At 64.4% G+C, this 22,832-nt stretch carries 24 protein-coding genes; 10 read left to right on the forward strand and 14 right to left on the reverse strand.

Going from position 1 to position 22,832, the window contains the following annotated elements; all coding sequences use genetic code 11:
* Positions 1-38 precede the first annotated feature (38 nt).
* Positions 39-344: a multidrug efflux SMR transporter gene (locus D6Z43_RS11730; protein ID WP_120652274.1), complete on the reverse strand. Its 306-nt coding sequence runs from the start codon at positions 342-344 to the stop codon at positions 39-41.
* A 10-nt stretch (positions 345-354) separates the two neighbouring features.
* Complete coding sequence (locus D6Z43_RS11735) at positions 355-993, reverse strand: FMN-dependent NADH-azoreductase (RefSeq protein ID WP_120652276.1); 639 nt, start codon at positions 991-993, stop codon at positions 355-357.
* Positions 994-1,130: 137 nt separating this feature from the next.
* Between D6Z43_RS11735 and D6Z43_RS11740 the strand changes: the two genes are divergently transcribed.
* The 3 genes from D6Z43_RS11740 (at position 1,131) to mdtI (ending at position 3,070) form a co-directional block, all read left to right on the forward strand.
* Entirely contained in the window at positions 1,131-2,012 is an 882-nt protein-coding gene (locus D6Z43_RS11740; protein WP_120652278.1) for a LysR substrate-binding domain-containing protein, read from the forward strand.
* A gap of 375 nt (positions 2,013-2,387) precedes the next feature.
* Positions 2,388-2,744: a multidrug/spermidine efflux SMR transporter subunit MdtJ gene (locus D6Z43_RS11745; RefSeq protein WP_120652280.1), complete on the forward strand. Its 357-nt coding sequence runs from the start codon at positions 2,388-2,390 to the stop codon at positions 2,742-2,744.
* Positions 2,741-3,070, forward strand: a complete 330-nt coding sequence (gene mdtI / locus D6Z43_RS11750; RefSeq protein ID WP_120652282.1) for a multidrug/spermidine efflux SMR transporter subunit MdtI — start codon at positions 2,741-2,743, stop codon at positions 3,068-3,070. Before D6Z43_RS11745 ends, mdtI begins: the two co-directional genes overlap by 4 nt.
* Positions 3,071-3,367: 297 nt before the next feature.
* Here the strand turns inward: mdtI and D6Z43_RS11755 are convergent, their stop codons facing one another.
* Positions 3,368-4,927, reverse strand: a complete 1,560-nt coding sequence (locus tag D6Z43_RS11755) for a sigma-54-dependent transcriptional regulator (RefSeq protein WP_120652283.1) — start codon at positions 4,925-4,927, stop codon at positions 3,368-3,370.
* A gap of 259 nt (positions 4,928-5,186) precedes the next feature.
* Here D6Z43_RS11755 and phhA point away from each other — a divergent pair, with 259 nt between their 5' ends.
* From phhA to D6Z43_RS11770, 3 genes are all read left to right on the forward strand, one after another.
* The gene (gene phhA / locus D6Z43_RS11760) at positions 5,187-5,978 is read left to right on the forward strand and encodes a phenylalanine 4-monooxygenase (protein WP_120652285.1); all 792 of its coding nucleotides are present in this window, start codon (positions 5,187-5,189) and stop codon (positions 5,976-5,978) included.
* A gap of 108 nt (positions 5,979-6,086) precedes the next feature.
* Complete coding sequence (locus tag D6Z43_RS11765) at positions 6,087-6,443, forward strand: 4a-hydroxytetrahydrobiopterin dehydratase (RefSeq protein ID WP_120652287.1); 357 nt, start codon at positions 6,087-6,089, stop codon at positions 6,441-6,443.
* Positions 6,440-7,633, forward strand: coding sequence for an amino acid aminotransferase (locus D6Z43_RS11770; protein ID WP_120652289.1), 1,194 nt, complete (start codon positions 6,440-6,442; stop codon positions 7,631-7,633). The genes D6Z43_RS11765 and D6Z43_RS11770 overlap by 4 nt, the downstream gene beginning before the upstream one ends.
* Positions 7,634-7,749: 116 nt before the next feature.
* On the opposite strand, the gene D6Z43_RS11775 is transcribed toward D6Z43_RS11770, so the two are convergent.
* Complete coding sequence (locus D6Z43_RS11775; protein WP_120652291.1) at positions 7,750-8,538, reverse strand: IclR family transcriptional regulator; 789 nt, start codon at positions 8,536-8,538, stop codon at positions 7,750-7,752.
* A gap of 103 nt (positions 8,539-8,641) precedes the next feature.
* Between D6Z43_RS11775 and hmgA the strand changes: the two genes are divergently transcribed.
* Both hmgA and fahA read left to right on the forward strand, forming a co-directional pair.
* The gene (gene hmgA, locus D6Z43_RS11780; RefSeq protein WP_120652293.1) at positions 8,642-9,937 is read left to right on the forward strand and encodes a homogentisate 1,2-dioxygenase; all 1,296 of its coding nucleotides are present in this window, start codon (positions 8,642-8,644) and stop codon (positions 9,935-9,937) included.
* Between the two features lies 1 nt (position 9,938).
* Positions 9,939-11,243 (forward strand): fumarylacetoacetase, encoded by a 1,305-nt coding sequence (gene fahA, locus D6Z43_RS11785; RefSeq protein ID WP_120652295.1) that lies wholly within the window; start codon positions 9,939-9,941, stop codon positions 11,241-11,243.
* A gap of 39 nt (positions 11,244-11,282) precedes the next feature.
* Here fahA and D6Z43_RS11790 read toward each other — a convergent pair whose 3' ends face one another.
* The gene (locus D6Z43_RS11790; RefSeq protein WP_256660996.1) at positions 11,283-11,774 is read right to left on the reverse strand and encodes a hypothetical protein; all 492 of its coding nucleotides are present in this window, start codon (positions 11,772-11,774) and stop codon (positions 11,283-11,285) included.
* 231 nt (positions 11,775-12,005) lie between these two features.
* Between D6Z43_RS11790 and D6Z43_RS11795 the strand changes: the two genes are divergently transcribed.
* Positions 12,006-12,419 (forward strand): anti-virulence regulator CigR family protein, encoded by a 414-nt coding sequence (locus tag D6Z43_RS11795; RefSeq protein ID WP_120652297.1) that lies wholly within the window; start codon positions 12,006-12,008, stop codon positions 12,417-12,419.
* Between the two features lie 229 nt (positions 12,420-12,648).
* Complete coding sequence (locus D6Z43_RS11800) at positions 12,649-12,945, forward strand: hypothetical protein (protein WP_120652298.1); 297 nt, start codon at positions 12,649-12,651, stop codon at positions 12,943-12,945.
* 174 nt (positions 12,946-13,119) lie between these two features.
* Here D6Z43_RS11800 and D6Z43_RS11805 read toward each other — a convergent pair whose 3' ends face one another.
* From D6Z43_RS11805 to D6Z43_RS11845, 9 genes are all read right to left on the reverse strand, one after another.
* On the reverse strand, positions 13,120-13,773 hold the full coding sequence (locus D6Z43_RS11805; protein ID WP_120652301.1) for a methionine ABC transporter permease: 654 nt from the start codon (positions 13,771-13,773) through the stop codon (positions 13,120-13,122).
* Positions 13,757-14,836 (reverse strand): methionine ABC transporter ATP-binding protein, encoded by a 1,080-nt coding sequence (locus tag D6Z43_RS11810; RefSeq protein ID WP_120652303.1) that lies wholly within the window; start codon positions 14,834-14,836, stop codon positions 13,757-13,759. Before D6Z43_RS11810 ends, D6Z43_RS11805 begins: the two co-directional genes overlap by 17 nt.
* Positions 14,837-15,092: 256 nt before the next feature.
* The gene (locus tag D6Z43_RS11815) at positions 15,093-15,890 is read right to left on the reverse strand and encodes a MetQ/NlpA family ABC transporter substrate-binding protein (RefSeq protein WP_120652305.1); all 798 of its coding nucleotides are present in this window, start codon (positions 15,888-15,890) and stop codon (positions 15,093-15,095) included.
* A gap of 25 nt (positions 15,891-15,915) precedes the next feature.
* The gene (locus D6Z43_RS11820; protein ID WP_120652307.1) at positions 15,916-17,364 is read right to left on the reverse strand and encodes an LLM class flavin-dependent oxidoreductase; all 1,449 of its coding nucleotides are present in this window, start codon (positions 17,362-17,364) and stop codon (positions 15,916-15,918) included.
* Positions 17,364-18,572 (reverse strand): SfnB family sulfur acquisition oxidoreductase, encoded by a 1,209-nt coding sequence (locus D6Z43_RS11825; RefSeq protein WP_120652309.1) that lies wholly within the window; start codon positions 18,570-18,572, stop codon positions 17,364-17,366. The genes D6Z43_RS11820 and D6Z43_RS11825 overlap by 1 nt, the downstream gene beginning before the upstream one ends.
* 10 nt (positions 18,573-18,582) lie before the next feature.
* A complete protein-coding gene (locus D6Z43_RS11830) occupies positions 18,583-19,818 on the reverse strand; it encodes an SfnB family sulfur acquisition oxidoreductase (protein WP_120652311.1) in 1,236 nt (411 codons plus the stop codon).
* Positions 19,819-19,921: 103 nt separating this feature from the next.
* A complete protein-coding gene (locus D6Z43_RS11835; RefSeq protein WP_120652312.1) occupies positions 19,922-20,692 on the reverse strand; it encodes a MetQ/NlpA family ABC transporter substrate-binding protein in 771 nt (256 codons plus the stop codon).
* 94 nt (positions 20,693-20,786) lie between these two features.
* Entirely contained in the window at positions 20,787-21,452 is a 666-nt protein-coding gene (locus D6Z43_RS11840) for a methionine ABC transporter permease (protein ID WP_120652314.1), read from the reverse strand.
* On the reverse strand, positions 21,449-22,822 hold the full coding sequence (locus D6Z43_RS11845) for an LLM class flavin-dependent oxidoreductase (RefSeq protein ID WP_120652316.1): 1,374 nt from the start codon (positions 22,820-22,822) through the stop codon (positions 21,449-21,451). Before D6Z43_RS11845 ends, D6Z43_RS11840 begins: the two co-directional genes overlap by 4 nt.
* Between the last annotated feature and the right edge of the window lie 10 nt (positions 22,823-22,832).

Consider the following 22,832-nt stretch of genomic DNA (forward strand, 5'->3'; position numbering starts at 1 on the left):
GAACGCCGATGTTGGGCCGCGCTTCGCTTGGCACCAACCTACCGAAGCCCCGACACTCCAGCGACGATCAGCACCACCGACACCAGCTTCGTCGGTGTGAGTGCTTCTCCCAGCAGGAGGAAACCCAGCAGCACCGTTCCCAGGGTGCCGATCGCGGTCCAGATTGGATAGGCGATGCTCACCGGCAGCACGCGCATGGACAGGGTCAGGAACCAGATCCCGGCCACCGCGGCCACCACCACCAGCACGCTAGGCCAGGGCCGGGTGAAACCTTCGGCGTACTTCATGCCCATGGCGAAGAGAACCTCGAAGAACGCCGCCACCAGCAGGTATATCCAGGCCATGACTGCGTCCTCAGAAGGTTTCCGCGAGGTCCGCCAGGGCCCGCTCCGCCCGCTGGTAGGACTGCTCGAACGCCTCGCCGCCGAACTCGTCGTTTTCCACCGCCACCACTGTCACGTCAGTGATGCCGATGTAACCCAACACTGTGCGCAGGTAGGCGTCGGCATGGTTCATGTGGGCATTGGCGCCGCCCGGACTGTAGCCGTGGTCACCACGGGTGGTGATGATCAGCGCCTTGCGCCCCAGCACCAGCGGGGTATAGGGATTGCCCTGCTTGTTCGGGTCGAAGTCGAAGGTGCGCCGAATCCGCACGATCTGGTCGATCCAGGCCTTGACCCCGCTGGGCACGCCGAAGTTGTACATGGGTGCGGAGATCACCAGGCGGTCAGCGGAGAACAGCTCATCCACCAGCAGGTCGCTCACTGCCAGGTCAGCCTTCATAACTTCGGTGCGTGCCTCCGGCTCCGGATGGAAAGCAGCGGCGATCCAGCCCTCGGTGACGGCGGGAATGGCCACTCGTCCCACTTCACGGCGTAACACCTGGCCGCTCCCCTGGCGCGCCTGCCAAGCCTTGAGGAAAGACTCCTGCAGACGACGGGAATGGGAACGCTCACCACGAGGGCTACCCTGCACAGAAAGAATCGTACTCATCTCAATCTCCTTGATGACTGTGCTTCCAGAAGCACGTTAATTGGCGGAAACTCAGGCTCTAAGCTAGTTACGCCAACCACTTCGGACAAATGAGGATTAATTCATTTGGATGAATTGGATTCATCCGTGGAGTTTTCATGTTTTCCAACCTGCCCCTGACCGCCCTGCGTACCTTCGAATCCGCCGCACGGCTTTCCAGCTTCAAGGCCGCTGCCGAGGAGCTGGCAGTGACGCCCACTGCGGTGTCCCACCAGATTCGCGGCCTGGAAAGCTGGCTGGGGGTACCGCTGTTCCAGCGCCTGCCGCGCAGCGTGCGCCTTACCGAATGTGGACAACGCCTGTTCGGCAGCCTTCACGGCGCCCTGCTGGAGGTCACCCAGACCCTCGACCAGCTACGTCCACAACGCAGCAGCGGCAACCTGACCCTATCCACCACACCGGCCTTCGCCGCGCTCTGGCTGATCCCGCGGCTCGGCCGCTTCTACGCCGAATACCCGGAAATAAGCGTGCGCCTGGACACCAGCAACAGCCTGATCGACCTGCACCAGGACGCCAGCGTCGATTTCGTGATCCGCTACGGCGTGGGTGAACACCCCAACCTGCACAGCCAGTGCCTGCTGGACGAATGCTTTGGCGTTTATGGATCACCTGCGCTGGTGAACGGGCTCGGCAGCGGCCTGCCAACACTGATCACTGTGCGCTGGCGCAACGCCCTGCTCTACGAACTGGGCTGGAAGGCCTGGTGCCAGGCCGCTGGCGAGGAACACCTGCTGGCAAGCGCACCGCAGCGGGAGTACGACGAGGAACACTACGCCTTGCAGGCAGCTATCGCAGGCCAGGGTCTGGTGCTGGCCAGCTCCATCCTGGTTTCGGAGAGCCTCGCCAGTGGCCTGCTGGTGCCATTCCGACCAGAAGTCAGCGTGACCGGCGCGGGTTACTCCACCCTTTGCGTGCCAGGCCGCGAACGCCACCCGCCGGTGAAGGCCTTTTTCGACTGGCTGAGTCGGGAGGTGGGATGATCCGGCCGACTGGCACACCTTGTAGGGGCGAACTTATTCGCCCCTACAAGATTGGTGCCCAGCGCCAACCGAACAAAATAATGAACACAACTTCTCCCTACCCTTCCCCGCGGCACGCCGCCACACCTTTGAATTTGCCTTCTATCGACCTGAACGGCTAATATTGCGTTCATTATGTTGAACACATCGCTTTACCCCTTCCACTTCGCCCGCCTCGCTTCCCGCGAGCGCCACTGGACCGGCGACCTGTAGCCCCTCCCCTCTCCTCATGCCGTGGAAGCGTCGGGTACGCCCCGCAATGCCATGGCCAGGATTTCCTGCAAACGCGTCATTCGCCTCCGGGCGAAGGGCTCTGCATGCCCAAGGGAGGGCACCATGCGTTCCTGGTTCTATCTGTTGGCCGCGATCCTTTTTGAAGTCGTCGGCACCACTTCAATGAAATTTTCCGCCGAACACGCCCCAGTGCTCGGCCACCTGTTGATGTACGGCCTGATCGGCCTGTCGTACTTCTTCCTCTCGCTGGCAATCAAGCGCGTGCCGGTCGGCGTGGCCTACGCCCTCTGGGAAGGCATCGGCATCGTGCTGATCACTCTCGTCAGCGTTACCTGGCTGGGCGAGAGCATCGGCCTGTACAAGGCGCTCGGCCTGACCGTGATGATTGTCGGCATCCTGCTGATCAAATCCGGCACCCGCGCCGCACCCGTGGCTCGCAGCCAGGAGGTGCTGGCATGAACGGCGTGACCTGGATTCATTTCGCCTGGCTCGGCGCCGCCATCGCCCTGGAGGTGCTGGCCAACGTACTGCTGAAGTATTCCGACGGTTTCCGTCGTCGGTTGCTGGGGGCCGCAGCGATTCTCTGCATCCTGCTGGCCTTCACGGCCCTGGCGCAGGCCGTACGCGGCATCGACTTGTCACTGGCCTATGCCATCTGGGGCGGCTTCGGCATTCTCGCCACCGTTGCGGTGGGCTGGACGCTGTTCGGCCAGCGCCTGGCCGGCCGTGGCTGGCTGGGATTGGGGTTGCTGCTGGTGGGGATGGCGTTGCTGAAACTGGCGTGAAGACTGGAATGTCCGGAAGACTGGCCCCGTCAGGTAAATCACGCGTCACAGATCCACCTTACGGGGCCAGGCCTGATCCGCAGCACCGTCGTTGGGTTTCGTTCCTCTACCCAACCTGCGACAACACCCAACCGTCGCGCCTCCCAGAAATTCCGGGCAAAAAAATGGGCGACCATCTGGTCGCCCGCCCAATCATTCCGGGAGAGGAATGTCAGAAACGCTTGTGTCCGCATCACGCAAGATTCAGACAGGACCCTTTTTACGCTCCGATATCTCCCCGGACCATTCAACGATGGTCTAACTCTCTTCCTTGCCCAATCCGTGCAACTTCAGTTTGTTGGCAATGGTGGTATGGGACACCCCGAGCCGTTTGCCCAGCAGGCGGCTGCTCGGATGCTCTGCGTAGAGCCGTTCAAGCACCGCCTTCTCGAAGCGGCCAATGATCACGTCCAGCCCGCCGTCCAGGGAGAAATCACCCAACGGCTGCGGCGCGCCATAGTCCGGCAGGCGAATATGTTCGGGACGAACGGTGCCGCCGTCGCACAGGGAGACTGCCTGGAACAGCACGTTCTCCAACTGCCTCACGTTGCCCGGCCAGTGGTAGTGGCCGAGTTTGTCCAGCACCTGCGGCGCCAGTTTCGGCAGACTGCAGCCGATCTGCCGGCTGGCCGAATCGAGGAAGTGCTCCACCAGCGGCGGCAGGCCATCCAGGCACTCGCGCAGCGGAGGTATGTGCAGCGACAGCACGTTGAGGCGGTGGTAGAGGTCCTGGCGGAATTCGCCCTTGGCGCAGAGCTCGGACAGGTCCACCTGGGTGGCGCAGATCACCCGCACATCCAGATAAACCTCCTCATCGCTGCCCACCCGGCGGAAGCAGCCGTCCTGCAGGAAACGCAGGAGCTTGGCCTGAAGGCGCGGGCTCATCTCGCCGACTCCATCGAGGAACAGCGTGCCGCCGGCGGTGAGTTCCAGCAGGCCCAGCTTGCCCTCCGGCCGCGCACCCTCGAAGGCACCGGGGCCGTAACCGAACAACTCGGTCTCAGCCATGGATTCGGGCAGACCGGCGCAGTTCAGGGCCATGAACGGCGACTGCCCGCGGGGGCTGGCCAGGTGGCAGGCGCGCGCCAGCAGTTCCTTGCCGGTGCCGGTCTCGCCCTCGATCAGCAGCGGCGCATCCAGCGGAGCCATGCGCCGGGCCTCACGCACCACCGCAGCCATCACTCTCGAACTCTGGAAAATACTGTCGAAGCCACGCAGCTCGTGCTTGCGGACGTTGTAGATGCGCTCACCCACGCGGTCAGCGCGATGCAGGGTCAGCACCGCGCCGGCCAAGGCTTCGCTTTCGTCATGCTCGGACTGTAGCGGCGCAATATCGGCAAGGTAGGTGTCGCCCTTGACCTTGATGCGCAGCCCGTTGATCCGCGCCTTGTTGGCGCGTACCAGTTCCGGCAGGTCGAAATCCTCGACATAACGCGCCAGCGGGATTCCCGGCACCTCGTCCACGCGCACGCCGAGCAACTGGGCGGCCGCGCGATTGGCCGCGACGATGGAGCCGCCCATGTCGATGGACAGCACCGGGAAATCCAGCGCGCCCAGCAGCGCGTTCAGCTCCAGGTGACGTCGCTCGCTGGGCATCAGGCCCACGCGCTTGACGCCGAATACGCCGGGAATGGCTTCCAGCTTAGGTCGCAGCGATTGCAGCTGCAGGTTGATCATGTTCGGGCAGAGCAGGTAGATCGCGTTTCCCTGGTCGCCACCGACTTCGCCGCGATTGACGTTGATGCCGTAATCGACGAGCAGGTTGAGGATGTCACGCAGGATTCCCACGCGGTTCTGGCAATGGACTTTGATACGCATCAGGCACCCCTGGCTCGGGCTTTTCCTTGGTTAGTCGACGAAAGAATCCGTTCTCGACCCTATTTTTCCGTCAAGAATATGTGACATATCGTCGCTCCGACAAGGCGATTCCTGGCGTTCCCGCCGCAACCGTAAAAATTTCCTTACGCTTTGACCGCACTACCTGGGGCTATGCAGGCCGCGCGCCTGCTGCGTTGCGGGCCCATCTGCGCTATCGATATGGCAACACAACAACGAAGCCCCATCCTCAGGAGGCCGAATGAAGACGACGCAGTACGTGGCCCGCGAACCCGATGCCAACGGTTTCATCCACTATCCGGAAACCGAGCATCAGGTATGGAACACCCTGATCACCCGCCAGTTGAAAGTGATCGAAGGCCGCGCATGTCAGGAATATTTCGACGGCATCGAGCAGCTCGGCCTGCCCCATGACCGCATCCCGCAACTGGGCGAGATCAACAAGGTGCTCCAGGCGACCACCGGTTGGAGCGTTGCCCGCGTCCCGGCGCTGATCCCCTTCCAGACCTTCTTCGAGCTGCTGGCCAGCCAGCAATTCCCGGTGGCCACCTTCATCCGCACGCCGGAAGAACTGGACTACCTGCAAGAGCCGGACATCTTCCACGAGATCTTTGGCCACTGCCCGCTGCTGACCAACCCCTGGTTCGCCGAATTCACCCACACCTACGGCAAGCTCGGCCTCAAGGCCACCAAGGAAGAACGCGTCTACCTCGCCCGCCTGTACTGGATGACCATCGAGTTCGGCCTGATGGACACCCCGCAGGGCCGACGCATCTATGGCGGCGGCATCCTCTCCTCACCGAAGGAGACGGTCTACGCTCTGTCGGGTGAGCCCGAGCACCAGGCTTTCGACCCGCTGGAATGCATGCGTACCCCTTACCGCATCGACATCCTGCAACCGTTGTACTTCGTGCTGCCGGATCTCAAGCGCCTGTTCGACCTGGCCCACGAAGACATCATGGCGCTGGTGCACAAGGCAATGGGCATGGGCCTGCACGCACCGAAGTTCCCGCCGAAGCCGAAAGCCGCCTGATCTATTCGTAGGTTGGGCCACAAGGCCCAACATTCATCGTCTGGAAGTCCACTCGCTGGGCTTCGCTGCGCTCTGCGCCAACCTACAAACGAATGCTGGAGAACGACTATGACCGCCCTGTCCCAAGCCCATTGCGAAGCCTGCCGCGCCGATGCCCCGCTGGTGTCCGACGAAGAACTGGCCGAGCTGATCAAGCAGATCCCCGACTGGAACATCGAAGTGCGTGACGGCGTCATGCAGCTGGAGAAGGAATTCCGCTTCAAGAACTTCCGCTATGCCCTGGCCTTCACCAATGCCGTCGGCGCCATTGCCGAGGAAGAAGGTCACCACCCGGGGCTGCTGACCGAGTGGGGCAAGGTCACCGTGACCTGGTGGAGCCACGAGGCCAAGGGCCTGCACCGCAACGACTTCATCATGTCCGCCCGTACCGATCAGGTGGCGGCGAGCGCAGAGGGCCGTAAATGAGCCACTTCGCCAAGGTCGGCCGGGTGCCCGGCGATCCCATCCTCGGTCTGATGGATGCCTACCGCCTGGACCCCAACCCGGCCAAGCTCGACCTTGGCGTGGGCGTTTACAAGGACGCCCGTGGCCTGACGCCCATTCCCCGTGCGGTGAAGCTCGCTGAGCAGCGCCTGGTGGATATCGAAACCACCAAGACCTACGTCGGTGGCCACGGTGACGCGGCCTTCGGTCGCCTGCTGCTGGACCTGGTGCTAGGCACCGGCAACCCGCTGGAATCCGCTGGCCGCGCCGGCGCCACCCAGACGCCGGGCGGCACTGGCGCCCTGCGCCTGGCGGCGGAGTTCATCGCCAGCAACCTGCCTGGTCGCGGCGTATGGCTGAGCGATCCAACCTGGCCGATCCACGAAACCATCTTTGCCGGTGCCGGTATCGCGGTCCGTCACTATCCCTACGTGGATGCGGCCAATCGCCTCGACGTGAGCGCCATGCTCGCGGCCCTGGAGCAAGTGCCCAAGGGCGATGTGGCGTTGCTGCACGCCTGCTGCCACAACCCCACCGGTTTCGACCTTGCCCAGGACGATTGGCGCAAGGTGCTGGAAGTGGTCAAGGCGCGTGAATTGCTGCCGCTGATCGACTTCGCCTACCAGGGCTTCGGTGATGGCCTGGAGCAGGACGCCTGGGCCGTGCGCCTGTTCGCCGAGGCGCTGCCGGAACTGCTGGTCACCAGTTCCTGCTCGAAGAATTTCGGTCTCTACCGCGAACGCACCGGTGCGCTGATCGTCTGCGCCACCGATGCAGAAAAGCTGACCGACGTACGCAGCCAGCTGGCCTTCCTCGCCCGCAACCTCTGGTCCACCCCGCCCGCCCATGGCGCCGCGGTGGTCGCCACCATCCTTGGTGACGCTGCCCTAAAGGCACAGTGGGTGACGGAACTGGAAGCCATGCGCTCGCGCGTTGCCGACCTGCGTCGCGGGCTGGTGGAAGCCCTGCAGCCTTATGGCCTCGCAGAACGCTTCGCGCACATCGGCGAGCAACGCGGCATGTTCTCCTACACCGGTCTCTCGCCTGAGCAGGTGGCACGTCTGCGTGCGGAGTTCAGCGTGTACATGGTGAGCACCGGACGGGCCAACGTCGCCGGGCTGGACTTCAGCCGCATCGCCGACCTGGCCGCAGCCATCGCCAAGGTCTGCTGAGCCAAGCGACACAGAACGCGTAGGAGCGAAGGGGACGCCTGGTTCTTGCTCGCGAAGGGTCCGCGAAGAATCATTCGCGAGCAAGCTCGCTCCTACAGCCGCTCCAATGAACCGCCCTACTCCGGCTGCTGGCCACCCATGCGCCGGCTGATGGCCTCTGCCGCCTGGTGCAGTCGTTCGGCGGCCGAGCCCTGGGTGTCGGCACGGAACACGCTGGCGGCGCCGACCACGGTGATCACGCCCGCCAGCTTGTTGCCGGTGGCGAACAGCGGCGCCGACAGCGCGTTGACCCCTGGCATCAGCAGACCGTGCACCGGATGCATCCCGGTGGCGCGGATCTGTGCCATCTGCTCCTGCAATTCAGCGCTGCCGGGCGCGCCCGGCTGGGACATTTCCTCGTCACGCAGGAAGGCTGTTTCACCTTCCGGCAGATAGGTGTTGAACACCATGCCGGTGGACGAGCCCAGCAATGGCAGCACCGAGCCCACCTGGGTGACCAGGGTCACCGCGCGCAAAGCCTGTTCGACGTGGACCACGGTCGGCCCCTTGTTGCCCCACACGGCGAGGAAGCAGGTTTCGTTGAGCGCATCGCGCAACTCCACCAGATGTGGCATCGAGACTTTCACCACATCCAGCCGTCCGATGGCGGCCAGCCCAACCAGCAGCGCTTCGCGGCCAAGGCCATAGTGGTTGGTGGTGGCGTCCTGCTCGGCGAAACCGCTGGCGATCAGCGCTTGCAGGTAACGATGGACCTTGCTCGCCGGCATCCCGACGTGTTCGGCCAGTTTCGACAGCGAGGTGGCCGGCGCCAGCTCCGCCAGCCCCTTGAGGATGTCGGTGCCCACTTCCGCAGCCTGCACCTTCTGCCGGCGCGGTGCGCCTGCGCTGTCGTTGTCGTTCGTCATGTCCTGGCCTTGGTCGGAGTGGAGGGCGCTGTTATAGCTTGACCCCTTTTGCCTTTCAAATTACGTTATGCGTAATCAAATTACAAAAAACGTCGAGGTCGCCATGGTCTCCCCCACGCAGCTCACTTACCAATCCGGTTTCGATAACGAATTCAGCAGCGAAGCGCTGCCTGGCGCCCTGCCCGTTGGCCAGAACTCCCCGCAGAAAGTGCCCTACGGCCTTTATGCCGAACTGCTTTCCGGAACCGCCTTTACCGTTCCGCGCAGCGAAGCCCGGCGGACCTGGATGTACCGCATCAAGCCCTCGGCCAATCATCCGAAGTACCAGCGCCTGGAGCGCCAGATCGCTGGCAACCGCCTGGGTCCGGTGACGCCCAATCGCCTGCGCTGGAATCCGCAGGACATCCCCGCCGTTCCCACCGACTTCATCGACGGCCTGCTGACCATTGCAGCCACCGCCGATGCCGAACAGGCATCGGGCATCAGCGTGCACCTGTACTGCGCCAACATCTCGATGCAACGGGTGTTCTTCAATGCCGATGGCGAGCTGCTGATCGTTCCGGAACAAGGCCGACTGCGCATCGCCACCGAGCTGGGCCTGCTGGACGTGGAGCCGCTGGAAATCGCGGTAATCCCGCGTGGCATGAAGTTCCGTGTCGAACTGCTGGATGCCACCGCCCGTGGCTATATCAGCGAGAACCACGGCGCTGCGATGCGCTTGCCGGATCTCGGCCCTATCGGCAGCAACGGCCTGGCCAACCCGCGCGACTTCCTCGCCCCGGTGGCCCACTACGAAGACAGCGACACGCCGGTCACCCTGGTGCAGAAGTTCCTCGGCGAACTCTGGGCCACCGAGCTCGACCACTCGCCCCTGGATGTGGTCGCCTGGCACGGCAACAACGTGCCCTACAAGTACGACCTGCGCCGCTTCAACACCATCGGTACCGTGAGTTACGACCATCCGGACCCATCGATTTTCACCGTGCTCACCTCGCCCAGTGACACCCACGGCCAGGCCAACATCGACTTCGTGATCTTCCCGCCGCGCTGGATGGTGGCCGAGAAGACCTTCCGTCCGCCGTGGTTCCACCGCAACCTGATGAACGAATTCATGGGCCTGATCCAGGGCGCCTACGACGCGAAAGCCGAAGGCTTCTCCCCAGGCGGTGCCTCCCTGCACAACTGCATGAGCGCCCACGGCCCGGACAACGCCACTACCACCGGTGCCATCGCCGCGGATCTGAAACCGCACAAGATCGACAACACCATGGCCTTCATGTTCGAGACCAGCCGCGTGCTGCGCCCCAGCCAGTACGCGCTGGAATGCCCGCAATTGCAGAGCGACTACGATGCATGCTGGGCCGGCATGGCCAAGACTTTCGACAAGGGCAGGATTTGATATGACCCAAGCAGACAACCGCCGTAGCTGGATCGCCTCCGCCAACGGCCACCCGGACTTCCCGCTGCAGAACCTGCCGCTCGGTATCTTCAGCCCGGCTGGCGCCTCGCCGCGCGCTGGCGTGGCCATCGGCGACGCCATCTTCGACCTCAAGGTCGCCGCTGATGCCGGCCTGTTCAGTGGTGAAGCGGCTGAAGCCGCGCTCTCCGCCAGCGGTGACAGCCTCAATGCCTTCTTCGCCCTCGGGGCCTCCGCCCGCCGCGCCCTGCGCACCCAGCTGCAAGACCTGCTGGCCGAAGGCAGCAGTGCCCGCGAGCGCCTGGAAGCCATGGGCCAGGCGTTGCTGCCGTCCGCCGCCACGTGCCAGCTGCACCTGCCGGCCAGGGTTGGCGACTACACCGACTTCTACGTGGGCATCCACCACGCCAACAACGTCGGCCGCCTGTTCCGCCCGGACAACCCGCTGCTGCCCAACTACAAGTACGTGCCCATCGGCTACCACGGCCGTGCATCCACGGTGTGCGTCTCCGGTACCCCGGTGCGCCGCCCTGTCGGCCAGACCATGCCGCCGGGCCAGGAAGTACCGAGCTTTGGCCCCAGCAAGCGCCTGGACTACGAACTGGAACTGGGCATCTGGATCGGCCAGGGCAACGAGATGGGCGAGTCCATCGCCATCGCCGATGCCCAGCAGCACATCGCCGGCTACTGCCTGCTCAACGACTGGTCTGCCCGTGACGTGCAGGCCTGGGAATACCAGCCGCTCGGCCCCTTCCTGGCGAAGAACTTCGGCACCACAGTGTCGCCGTGGGTAGTCACAGCTGAAGCCCTGGAGCCCTTCCGCACAGCCCAGCCGGGGCGGCCGGAAGGTGATCCGCAACCGTTGCCCTACCTGCTGGACGAAGCGGACCAGGCCAAGGGCGCGTTCGATATCGAGCTGGAAGTGCTGATCCTCACCGCAGCCATGCGCGAGCAGGGCCTGGCGCCTCACCGACTGGCGCTGAGCAACACCCAGAACATGTACTGGACCGTGGCGCAGATGGTCGCCCACCACAGCGTAGGCGGCTGCAAGCTGCAAGCCGGCGATCTGTTCGGCTCCGGCACGCTCTCCGGTCCGCAACCCGAGGCCTTCGGCAGCCTGCTGGAGAGCACCTTCGGCGGCAAACAGGCCATCAGCCTGCCCAACGGCGAACAGCGCACCTTCCTGGAAGACGGGGATGAAGTGATTCTGCGTGCCCGTTGCCAGCGGGAGGGCTACCCCAGTATCGGCTTCGGCGAATGCCGTGGGGTATTGCTGGCGGCACGTTGAGATGAAAAAGGGGCAACCGATTGGTTGCCCCTTTCATGTTTAGCGATGGCTCTTGCCGTCGTTCTTGCTCGAAGACGCTTCAGCCCGATCACGGCCGCGGGCGTTGTGGTCGCCCGGCGTGGTCTCGGACACGGCGCGGGCGTTGGCCAGGCCGCGGCTGTCCTTGTCGCGGGCAACAGCGGACGTTGCATAGCCATGGCCATTGTCATCGTTGCGCAGGCTGCCGTAGCGGTTGCCCTTGTCCTCGCCATTGCGGGTCGCCTTGCCTGCATGATCGGCGCTCTTGCCGTAGCCGTGGCCCTTGCCGTCGTGGCTACCGGCATGACCGCCACCAACGCCGCCACCGAAGCCGCCGCCATGGCCACCGCCATGACCGCCACCGTTACCACCACCATTGCCGCCGCCGTTCCCGCCACCATTGCCGCGGGCATAGGCGGAGTCGACCAGGGATACGCCGCTTGGCAGCACGGTACTCGCCGCAAGGACCATCGCACAGGTGGCCGCGGCCAACAGGGTCTTCTTATTGATCAATTTGGAGCCTCCACAGGCTTCTTCACGATATGTGGTGAGACTCCGGGACCATGCGCCGGTTCAACTCCGGACGACGAGTGGAGGTCCCCTTCACAGCCAGGTTTCCGGGCTTTGAACCGGTTCATGTTTCGGCCTGCTCGCAGCAGCGGAATTTCTGCAATAGTTGCGGCACTCATCCCTGCATTCGCAGTCAATCAGCAAAGGGAAAAGCCCTTCATGGAGGCCACGGAAATGACCAGAACCCGCACCCTGATCGCCACCCTTGCCAGTATCGCCCTAATCACCAGCTCACCGGCCCTGCTCGCGGACCCGGGTAAAGGCAAGGGGCACGACAAGGGCCAGTCCAGTTCCCAAGGCAACAACTGGTCCGGCGGCCCGCAGGTGGATATCGGCGGCATCCGCATCATCCTCGACGACAACCGCGACTACTGGGGCCCAACCCAAGCCTTGCCTCCGGGCATCCAGAAGAACCTGGCGCGCGGCAAGCCGCTACCTCCGGGGATCGCCAAGAAACTCGACGGCCGACTGGTGAGCCGTCTACCGCACTACGAGGGCTACGACTGGGTCCGCGCCGGCACCGACCTGATCCTGGTCGCAGTGGCCACAGGGATCATCTATGAAGTGCTGCAGGACGTGATGGATTGACCCCCACAAGCCCCTCTTCCTGAAAGGGAGAGGGGTAATTCGCCCCCCCCCGGAGCGAATTCATTCGCAAAATTCCCGCTAGCTTGTTTACCCCTCTGATTAAAAAGCCCCTCACACACTATCAACAGTGTCGATGGCCCCTATCGAGAGTGATCACTTTTTAATCAATGCCCCATCCGTAAAATTGGCTCCGTACCCGGTTTCCAGCCCCGTTGAGGAGCCCACGATCATGAAAACCCAAGCCTTCGCCGTCCTGTTCATCGCCGCCCTGAGCACCAGCGCTTTCGCCCTGCCTGCCGCTTATCAGCCGGTACTGGGTGAATCGAAGGACAGCTCCAGCATCCAGATCATCGAACCGGTGGCCGAGGGGGGTTCCGACCGCACCGGCGCCAACCGCATCGCTGAAGGTGGTTCGGATCGCACCCATGGCTTCCGCGTAGCTGAAGGCGGCTCCGACCGCACCAACGCCCTGCGCGTTGCCGAAGGTGGCGCCGACCGCGTGCCTCAAGCCCAGCGCATCAGCTGATCGCACCTACCTGCATACAAAAAGCCCGGCAAATGCCGGGCTTTTCATTTGTGGGTATCCACCATCCCTCACCCCTACCCTCTCCCAGAGGGAGAGGGAGCCGCCCGCGCCCAGGCCAATCCGGGCACTTCCCTTTGGGAGCGAGTTCATTCGCGAACAGTCGGCTGCGGCGCGCTAAGTACGCTTGTTCAGCAACCGCGCCAGGCGGTCCCCGCCGAACTGGATCATCGTCACCAGCACCACCAGCAGAATGATCACGGTCAACATGATCTGCGTATCGAAACGCTGGTAGCCGTAGCGGTAGGCCAGGTCGCCGAGACCGCCCGCGCCGATGGCACCCGCCATGGCGGATGAGTTGATCATGGTCACCAGGGTGATGGTGAAGCCACCAACGATGCCCGACCGCGCTTCCGGCAGCAGCACGTTCCAGATGATGTGGCGCCGTTGGCAACCCATCGCCTGGGCCGCCTCCACCAGGCCGAAATCGACCTCGCGCAGGCTGACTTCGGCAATGCGTGCGAAGAACGGCGTAGCGGCGATGGTCAGCGGCACCACGGCAGCCCAGACGCCATAGCTGGTGCCGACGATCAGGCGGGTGAAGGGAATCAGCGCCACCATCAGGATCAGGAACGGGATCGAACGCAGCACGTTCACCACACTGCCCAGCGCACGGTTCAGCGTGCGGGCTTCGAAGATACCGCCGGGACCTGTGGTGACCAGCACCAGGGCTAGCGGTATTCCCACCAGGAACACGACCAGCGACGAAGCACCGATCATCAGCAGGGTGTCGAGGAAGCCCTGTAGCAGCCGGTCAAGCATGGGCGACATAGCCGAGCACCTCCGCCTTGTCCGCCAGGGGCCGCGCCCGCTCCAGCAGATCCAGCCCACCCTGCCCCGCCAGCGCCGCACTGAGCAGCAGATGGCCCTGGGCGCGCCCCTGGATGCGGTCGATACCGCCGTGCACCAGGCTCACACGCGTGCCGAGGGCCTGGGCGATGGCCAGCAGGTCCGGCTCACGGCCACTGGCGCCGGTGTAGTGCAGGTCCAGCAGCAGCGCGTTCGCGCCATCACCAGGCTGGTTGACCAGCCGCGCCAGCAAGTCGTCCGGCAAATCGTGACGCAGGGTGCCCAGCAGGGTGCGAGTGACATCGTGCTGCGGGTCACCGAACACCCGCCAGACCTCGCCCTGCTCCACCACCTGGCCGCGCTCCAGCACCACCACGCGGTCACAGATCTCGCGGATCACCGCCATCTCGTGGGTGATCAGTACGATGGTCAGCCCCAGCCGCTGGTTGATATCTCGCAGCAGGGCCAGGATGGCCTGGGTGCTTTCCGGGTCCAGCGCCGAAGTGGCTTCGTCGCAAAGCAGGATCTCCGGCTGATGCACCAGGGCACGGGCGATGCCAACGCGCTGCTTCTGCCCCCCGGAGAGTTGCGCCGGATAGGCATCGCGCTTGTCCGCGAGCCCTACCAGCTCCAGCAGTTCGCTGACCTTGCGCTCGATATCGGCCTTGGGCACGCCGGCAACTTTCAGCGGCAGCGCGACGTTCTGCCAGACAGTCTTGGCCGACATCAGGTTGAAGTGCTGGAAGATCATGCCGACCCGACGGCGCAGCAGCACGAGCTGCTTCTCGTCGAACTGGCCGATGTCTTCCTGGTCGATCACCACCTGGCCGCTGGTGGGCTTTTCCAGGCGGTTGAGGGTGCGGATCAACGACGACTTGCCCGCGCCGCTGCGGCCGATGATGCCGAACACTTCACCCCGACGGATCTCCAGGTCGATGCCCTGCAACGCCTGCACCGGCCCCTTGCTGCCCTGATAGGCCTTGCCCAACCCCTGCAGGCGGATATGCGGCAGGTCCAGGCTGATGTTGAGATTGAAACTGACCATATAGGGCCTCTCGTGATGCTGCTGTCTTTCCGTAGGAGCGAATTCATTCGCGATCAGGGCTTGCCCGGTAGCGCTTCGCGCTCCATTCGCGAATGAGTTCGCCCCTACAAGGATTCATCCTCGGACTCCAGGAGCGATCCCGGTGGTGCCAGGCAAGGCGCGAGGTTCGCGAAATTCATGAGCATGGTTCATCCATGTGATTGGATTTCGCGGTTCTCGCAACGCCGCATGGCGCCTCCGGGGACGTTCCCGTGCCTCATTCCCAGCCCGGTTGGTAGAGCTTGCCGTGTGCCTTATCCAGTGCAGCGCGCACCTGGGGCGAGTGCTGGTAGATGTCCACGAACTCGCCCAGGCGGCCGTCGTCCTGGTAGTCGGCCCGGGTGACGAACTGGATGATGTATTCCTTGTTTTCGATGCCGTCGAACAGCAGCGCACTGTTGGGATCGATGGTGCCGGCAAGTCGGATGTAGTGCGGGTAGCCCTGGGCCAGGTCGACGTCATCCAGGGCTCGCACCAACTGCACGGCTTCCAGTTCGATGATGTCGATCTTCTTCGGGTTCTCGACAATGTCGTCCAGCGTCGCCTTGTAGCCCACGCCTTCCTTGAGTTTCAGCAGCCCGGCCTTCTGCAGCAGTTGCAGGCCACGACCGCCGTTGATGGGGTCGTTGGCGATGGCCACCTTGGCTCCTTCCGGCAGGTCAGCTAGGCCCGCGTACTTCTTCGAGTAGAGGCCGACGTTGTTGATCACGCCGGGCGCGAAGGTCTTGAGCTGGAAGCCGCCCTCCTTCCTGGCGTTTTCCAGGAACGGCGTGTGTTGGAAGTAGTTCACGTCGATGTCGCCCGCGGCGAGGGTGATGTTCGGCGAGTTCCAGTCGGTGAACTCCACCAGCTCCACTTTCAGGCCTTTCTTCGCGGCCTCTTCCACCGCCACTTCCAGCGGCGGGGCGAAGGCGGCGGTGGTGCCGACCTTGAGTGTCTTGGAGTCGGCGGCATGGGCGATACCGGAGGCCATCAGCAGGCCGAGGGTGAGGGTCTTGAGGAGGTGTTTGGGCATGTCTGTAGTCCTTGGACAGTGGAATTCAGTGTGTAGGAGCGAATTCATTCGCGAAGGAAGGCGCAGCCTTTCCCTGGGAATTCGGGGTCAGCCCTAGGGACCGATTCGCGAATGAGTTCGCTCCCACAGAAAAGGCGGCGCCGCGGTGGTCAGCCGGCAGCCGGTCACCCGCACCAAACAACTTCTGGCGCAACGTGCCTTCGGCATACGCCGTCTTGTAGGCGCCGCGTGCCTGAAGCTCCGGCACAACAAGATCGATGAAGTCGGCGTAGCTTTCCGGGGTGACGATGCGGGTGAGGTTGAAACCGTCGAGGCCGGTCTCGTCCACCCAACTGAGCAGTTCATCGGCCACTTGTGTGGGCGAGCCCACTAGCAGGATGTAGCGCCCGCCCAAGGCGTGCTGCTCCAGCAACTGGCGGCGCGTCAGGCTGTTGTCCTTGAGCTTGCTGGCGGCCGACTCGATGGCGTTGGTCTTCACGTAGGGGATCGGCTCATCCAGCCCGAAGCGGGAGAAGTCGATGCCCGTGGAGCTGGCGAAGTGCGCCACACCCGCCTCGGCGCTGGCATGGGCCAGGTACTCGGCATGCTTGGCGCGTGCCTCGGCTTCCGTCGCGGCGACTATCACGCTGATGCCCATGAACACCTTCACCGACTGCGGATCACGGCCGGCGGCCTGGGCCGCCGCGCGTACCTTGTCCACCTGGGCACGGGTGGCGGCCTTGCTGTTGCCGCTGATGAACACGCACTCGGCATGCTCACCGGCAAAACGCAGCCCGCGAGCCGAGGCACCCGCCTGGAACAGCACCGGCGTGCGTTGCGGCGAGGGTTCGCAGAGGTGATAGCCCTCGACGTTGAAAAACTCACCTTCGTGACGAACCTTGTGCACCTTGTCCGCCTGGGCGTAGATGCGCCGCTGCCGGTCATTCAGCACGGCGCCCTCTTCCCAGCTGCCTTGCCAGAGCTTGTAGAGGACCTCCAGGTACTCGTCGGCCTGGTCATAGCGGCGGTCGTGCTCCACCTGCTGCGTCAGTCCCATGGCTCGGGCGGCGCTCTCCAGGTAGCCGGTGACGATGTTCCAGCCCACCCGGCCATCCGTGAGGTGGTCCAGCGTCGACATGCGCCGGGCGAACAGGTACGGCGCGTCGTAGCTGAGGTTCGCGGTCAGGCCGAAGCCGAGGTGGCGGGTCACGCCCGCCATGGCCGAGACCAGCAGCAGCGGATCGTTGACCGGAAGCTGGATGCTTTCCTTGAGGGTCAGGTCGACGTTGCCCTGGTAGACGTCGTAGACGCCGACGATGTCCGCCAGGAACAGGCCGTCGAACAATCCTCGCTCCAGCAACTGCGCCAGTTCGGTCCAGTAGGACAGCTTGCGATAGTCGGCCGAACGGTCGCGCGGGTGTGTCCAGAGCCCGTGATTGATATGCCCTACGCAATTCATGTTGAAGGCATTGAGGAGAATCTGCTTGCGCGCCATCAGATCGTCCCCCGGCGCGGTGGCAGTTTCTCGTTGAGATAGAAGTTGCCCACCGCGTGGTACTTCCAGCGCACCGGGTCGTGCAGCGTGTGCACGCGGGCGTTGCGCCAGTGGCGGTCGAGGTTGTGTTCGGCCAGGCTGGCGCGCGTGCCGGACAGCTCGAACAACTTGCTGCCGGCAGCCAGCGACACCTCGGTAGTCAGGGCACGGGCCTCGGCCACGCCAATGGACGCAGCCGCCACGCTGTCGGCGTCAGGATGGGTGGTGGCGGCATCCAGCAGGCGGCCGGCGCGGTCGAGGATCGCTTCGGCAGCATGCAGGCGGATCGCCAGGCGGCCGAATTCCTGGATGGTCAGCGGATCGTCGCTGGCCTTGTCCACCCCCGAGTCGATCCAAGGTCGCGAGCGGGTACGCACGAACTCCAGTGCATCCTCATAGGCAGCGCGGGCGATGCCGGCGTCGATGGCGGCGTGCAGGATCTGCGCGAAGGGGCCGACGGTGGTAGGACGCTCGAAGGCATCCTGGAAGGACACCAGGTCCTCGGTGCGCACCGGCACGTTCTCGAACACCACCGAACCACTGCCGGTAGTGCGCTGGCCGAAGCCGGACCAGTCATCGATGACCGTCAGGCCGGGCGCGTTGCGCGGCACGAAGGCGAGGTACTGGTGCCCGTCCTCGGCCACCACCAGGGTGGGCACCCGGTCGGCATAGAGGGCGCCGGTGCAATAGAACTTGCGGCCATTGATGCGGTATCCCGCACCTTCGCGGATCAGCCGGGTATTGCGGTCATTGGCGGTGCGCGTGCCGATTTCCGCCAGAGCGTTACCGAAGCGCTGGCCTGCCAGGGCTGCGGCGAACAGGCGCCGTTGCTGCGCCTTGCTGCCATTCACGCGGAGGACTTCCAGGGCGTAGAAATGGTTCTGTGGGATCTGCCCGAGGGAGGCGTCGGCGGCGCTGATGATGGCGATGACCCGGGCCAGGGTCACCCGCGATACACCAGCGCCACCGAATTCGCGCGGCACGCTGATGCCCCAGAGGCCGGAGCGGCTGAAGGCGTCGAGTTCCTCATGGGGCAGGCGACGGTCACGGTCACGCTCGGCGGCGCCGGGCTTGAATTCGGCGGCGATGCGGCGGGCCACGTCGATGGCCTCGGCATCGTCGCGAATGATGGCGACGCTGAAGGCCGGGGCGGGTTGCGGCAATGTCATGGAGAACTCCTCAAATCCAGGAATGACGGGCCGGCCGGGCACCGTTGAGATGCCAGGCTCCGACGGCCTGGACCTTCCAGCGCACCGGGTCGTGCAGTGTGTGGACGCGGGCGTTGCGCCAATGGCGATCGAGGTTGAACTCGGCGAGGCTGGCGCGGCTGCCGGCCAGTTCGAAGAGCTTTTCGCTGGCGAGCAGGCTGATCTCCGTCGTCAGCACCTTGGCCTCGGCCACGGCGATGGAGGCGCGGGCGGCGGCCTCGTCATCGATCGGCCCGGCGGCCACTTCGTCGAGTACCTGGCCGGCGCGTTCCAGCAGGGCGTTGGCAGCATTCAGCTCGGTCTTCAGGCGGCCGACCTCGGCGATGGTGTAGAGCTCCTCGCTGGCGCGTTCGACGCCGGCATCCACCCAGGGCCGCGAGCGTTCGCGGATGAAGGCGATGGTGTCGTCGATGGCCGCCTCGGCGATACCGGCGTCGATGGCGGCCTGGATCAGTTGCGAAACTGCACCCTGGATGCTCGGCACTTCGGCCAGTCGGCTGTTGTGGAAAACCAGGTCGTCAGCGACGGGCGCCTGGTCCAGCAACACGGTGCCGCTGGCAGTGGTGCGCTGGCCGAATCCGGACCAGTCATCGACTATGCGCAATCCCGGCACACCGCGCTCCACGAGGCCGAGCACGCCGACGCCGTTGTCGTCGATGGCCTTGACTGCCACCCAATGGGCGAACAGCGCGCCAGTGGAATAGAACTTCTCGCCGCTGACCTTCAGGCCCTCGCCGGTACGGGTGACGCGAGCCTTGATCTCCAGGGTGTGTTTCGTATTGCGCTCGGGGCCGGCATTGGCCAGCCGGCGCCCCGCGAGGATGCCGCCGAAGACTTTGCGCTTTTGCGCTTCGCTGCCGACGTTCTCGACTACGTTGAGCAGGCCGAACTGATTCTGCGGAATCTGCCCCAGGGCCGGGTCGGCGGCGCAGATGATGCGGAACACTTCGGCCAGGGTGACGTGGGACACCTCGGGCCCGCCGTATTGGCGTGGAATGCGAATGCCCCCCAGTCCCAGGCGGGTGAAGAGCTCCAGCTCGCGCCAGGGCAGCAGGCGGTCGCGGTCGCGTTGTGCCGCATTTTCCCTGGCCTGCCTCGCCACCTCGTGAGCGGCTTGCAGGGCCTGTGCATCGTTTTCGATCAGCGCCGCCGGGAGTAGTGACGGGGCTTCATCACGAAATGCGTTGTGGGCGGTTTCGTTTGTCATGCGGTATGGCCTTCAGCAATGGAGCGAGTCGGGTTTCCCTCACCCCAGCCCTCTCCCAAAGGGAGAGAGGGTCGTATCTGCGCCAGGGGAGGCAATGCGCGAGTCAGAACGCCGGGGCGATCTGGCCCTTGTAGCGGGTGACGATGAACTGGCGGACTTCCGGCGAGTTCAGGGCCTTGGCCAGCTTCTGCAGGCCGGGGTCCTGGAGGTTGTCCGGACGGGCGACGAGGAATTCGGCGTAGAGGTCCTTGCCCTTCTCGACGATCAGCGCGCTGTTGGTATCGATGCCGGCTTCCAGGGCGTAGTTGGCGAAGACGAAGGCCAGGTCCACCTGGCTGACGGAACGGGCCAGCAGTGCGCCTTCCAGTTCACGGATCTTCAGCTTCTTGGGGTTTTCGGCGATGTCGCGCTGGGTGGCCAGGGTGTTGCTCGGGTCCTTGAGCTTGATCAACCCGGCCTCGTGCAGCAGCACCAGTGCGCGTCCGGTGTTCACGGGGTCGTTGGGAATGGCCACTGACGCGCCGTCCTTCAGCTCGTCGAGTTTCTTGATCCTGGTGGAGTACGCGCCGAAGGGTTCGATGTGAATGCCCACCACCGGTACCAGGTTGGTGTGACGGCTCTTGTTGAACTCATCGAGGAAGGGTCGGTACTGGTAATAGTTGGCGTCGAGATTCTTCTCGGCCAATTGCACGTTGGGCTGGATGAAGTCGGTGAAGACCTTGATGTCCAGGTCCACGCCTTCCTTGGCCAGGGTGGGTTTGATGAACTCGAGGATTTCCGCGTGGGGGACCGGGGTGGCGCCGACCACCAGCTTCTCGCCGGCTTGGGCAGAGAAGGCGACGACGGCGGCGAGAATGGCGATAGCCTTTTTCATTGCAAGTGCTCCTGGGCAGATTTGGATTGGCCGTCGTGGGGTCAACGTGGGGCCTTGGGTGGGCAGCGAAAGCCGGCTGCCCTGCGGCGGGATTTCAACGGCGGCTGTAGCGGATCACGAGACGGTCGCCGCTCGTCTGCAGCGCCTGCACCAGCAGGACCAACAGGGCCACGGTGACCACCATTACGTCGGTCTGGAATCGCTGGTAGCCGAAGCGGATGGCCAGGTCGCCCAACCCACCGCCACCGATCACACCGGCCATGGCGGTGTAGTCCACCAGCACGATGGCGGTGACGGTCACGGCGGCGATCAACCCGGTGCGGGCTTCCGGTAGCAAGGTGTGCCAGATGATCTGCCAGGTGCTGGCACCCATGGCCTGAGTAGCCTCCACCAGTCCGCGGTCCACTTCGCGCAGGGCGGTTTCCACCAGCCGCGCGAAGAACGGCGTGCAGCCGGCCACCAGCGGCGGAATGGCCCCGGCGACGCCGAGGGAGGTGCCGGTGAGCAGCGTGGTCAGCGGGATCATCACGATCAGCAGGATGATGAAAGGCAGCGAGCGCAGCGTGTTCACCACCGCCGAAGCGAAGCGATAGAAACCAGGCTTCTCATGCATCTGCTTCTTGCCGGTGAGGTAGAGCAGTACGCCCAGCGGCAGGCCGAGCAGCACGGTAAAACCAAGCGCCAGGGCGAGCATGGTCAGGGTGTCGATGCAGGCCTGGCCGATCTCAACCCAATCGAGGTTGGCGAGCAGTTCGTTCATTGCCCCACCTTCCTGCGCAATCGCGCGGCCGGATGCGGCTCGACAAGACGGTCACCCTGGCCGAACAGCTTGTGGCGCAGGCTGCCGTCTTCGTACTCGCGCTTGAAAAGGCCACGGGCCTGAAGCTCCGGCACCAGCAGGTCGACGATATCCACAAAGGTTTCCGGCGCGACGATGCTGGACAGGTTGAAGCCGTCCACGTCGGTCTCTTCCACCCAGCCCTGCAGCTCATCGGCCACGGACTGCGGCGAACCCACCAGCAACGGGCCGTCACCGCCCAGGGCGCAGTAGTCGGCGATCTCGGCGGTGGTCCAGGTGCGGCTCGGGTCAGCGGCCGTGAAGGCATCCACCGCCGACTGGATGGCGTTGCTCTGGACCTGGCGCAGCACCAGGTCCGGCGCGTACGGGCCAAAGTCGATGCCGGTCCAGCCGGACATCAGCGTCAGGGCACCGTCATGGCTGGCGAACTCGCGGTACTCGCGCCACTTCGCCTGGGCCTCGGCATCGGTCCGCGCGACGATCACCGTGAGCTGGTTGAACACCCTGATGTCGCTGCCCTTGCGCCCAGCGGCTTCGGCCTGGCGGCGCAGGTCGGCCACCTGGTTGCGCAGGATGTGGCGGGTGGGCGCGGCGACGAACACGCACTCGGCATTACCGGCGGCGAAGGCCTTGCCCCGACTGGAAGCGCCGGCCTGGTAGAGCACCGGAGTGCGCTGCGGCGACGGCTCGCTGAGGTGGAAGCCGGGCACCTGGAAGTGCGCCCCCTCATGAGCAATCGGATGCACCTTCGTCGGGTCGGCATAGACACCGTGCTCGACGTCGGCGACCACTGCGTCCTCGTCCCAGCTGGCTTCCCAGAGCTTGTAGCAGACCTCCAGGTATTCCCCTGCCAGGGCATAACGCTGCTCATGATTGAGCTGCTGCTTGAGACCGATGTTGCGTGCGCCGCTCTCCAGGTAGGAGGTGACGATATTCCAGCCGGCACGACCGCCGGTGAGGTGATCCAGCGTGCTCATGCGCCGGGCGAACGGGTACGGGTGTTCGAAGGACACCGACGCGGTCACGCCGAAACCCAGGTGCCGGGTAGCGGCGGCCATTGCCGGCACCAGCAGCAGCGGGTCATTCACCGGCACCTGGGCGGCGGTGCGCAGCGCCTGCTCCGGTCCACCCTGGTAGACGTCGTAGACGCCCAGCACATCGGCGAGGAACAGGCCGTCGATCTTGCCGCGCTCCAGGGTTTGCGCCAGCTCGATCCAGTAGTGGATATCGGTGTAGCGCCGTGCCTGATCGCGCGGGTGGCGCCAGAGGCCGGGGGAAAGGTGGCCCACGGCGTTCATGGCAAAGGCGTTGAGGCGGATCTGCTTGCTCATGTCGCGCGCC

The organism is Pseudomonas sp. DY-1 (assembly GCF_003626975.1).
GTDB lineage: Bacteria > Pseudomonadota > Gammaproteobacteria > Pseudomonadales > Pseudomonadaceae > Metapseudomonas.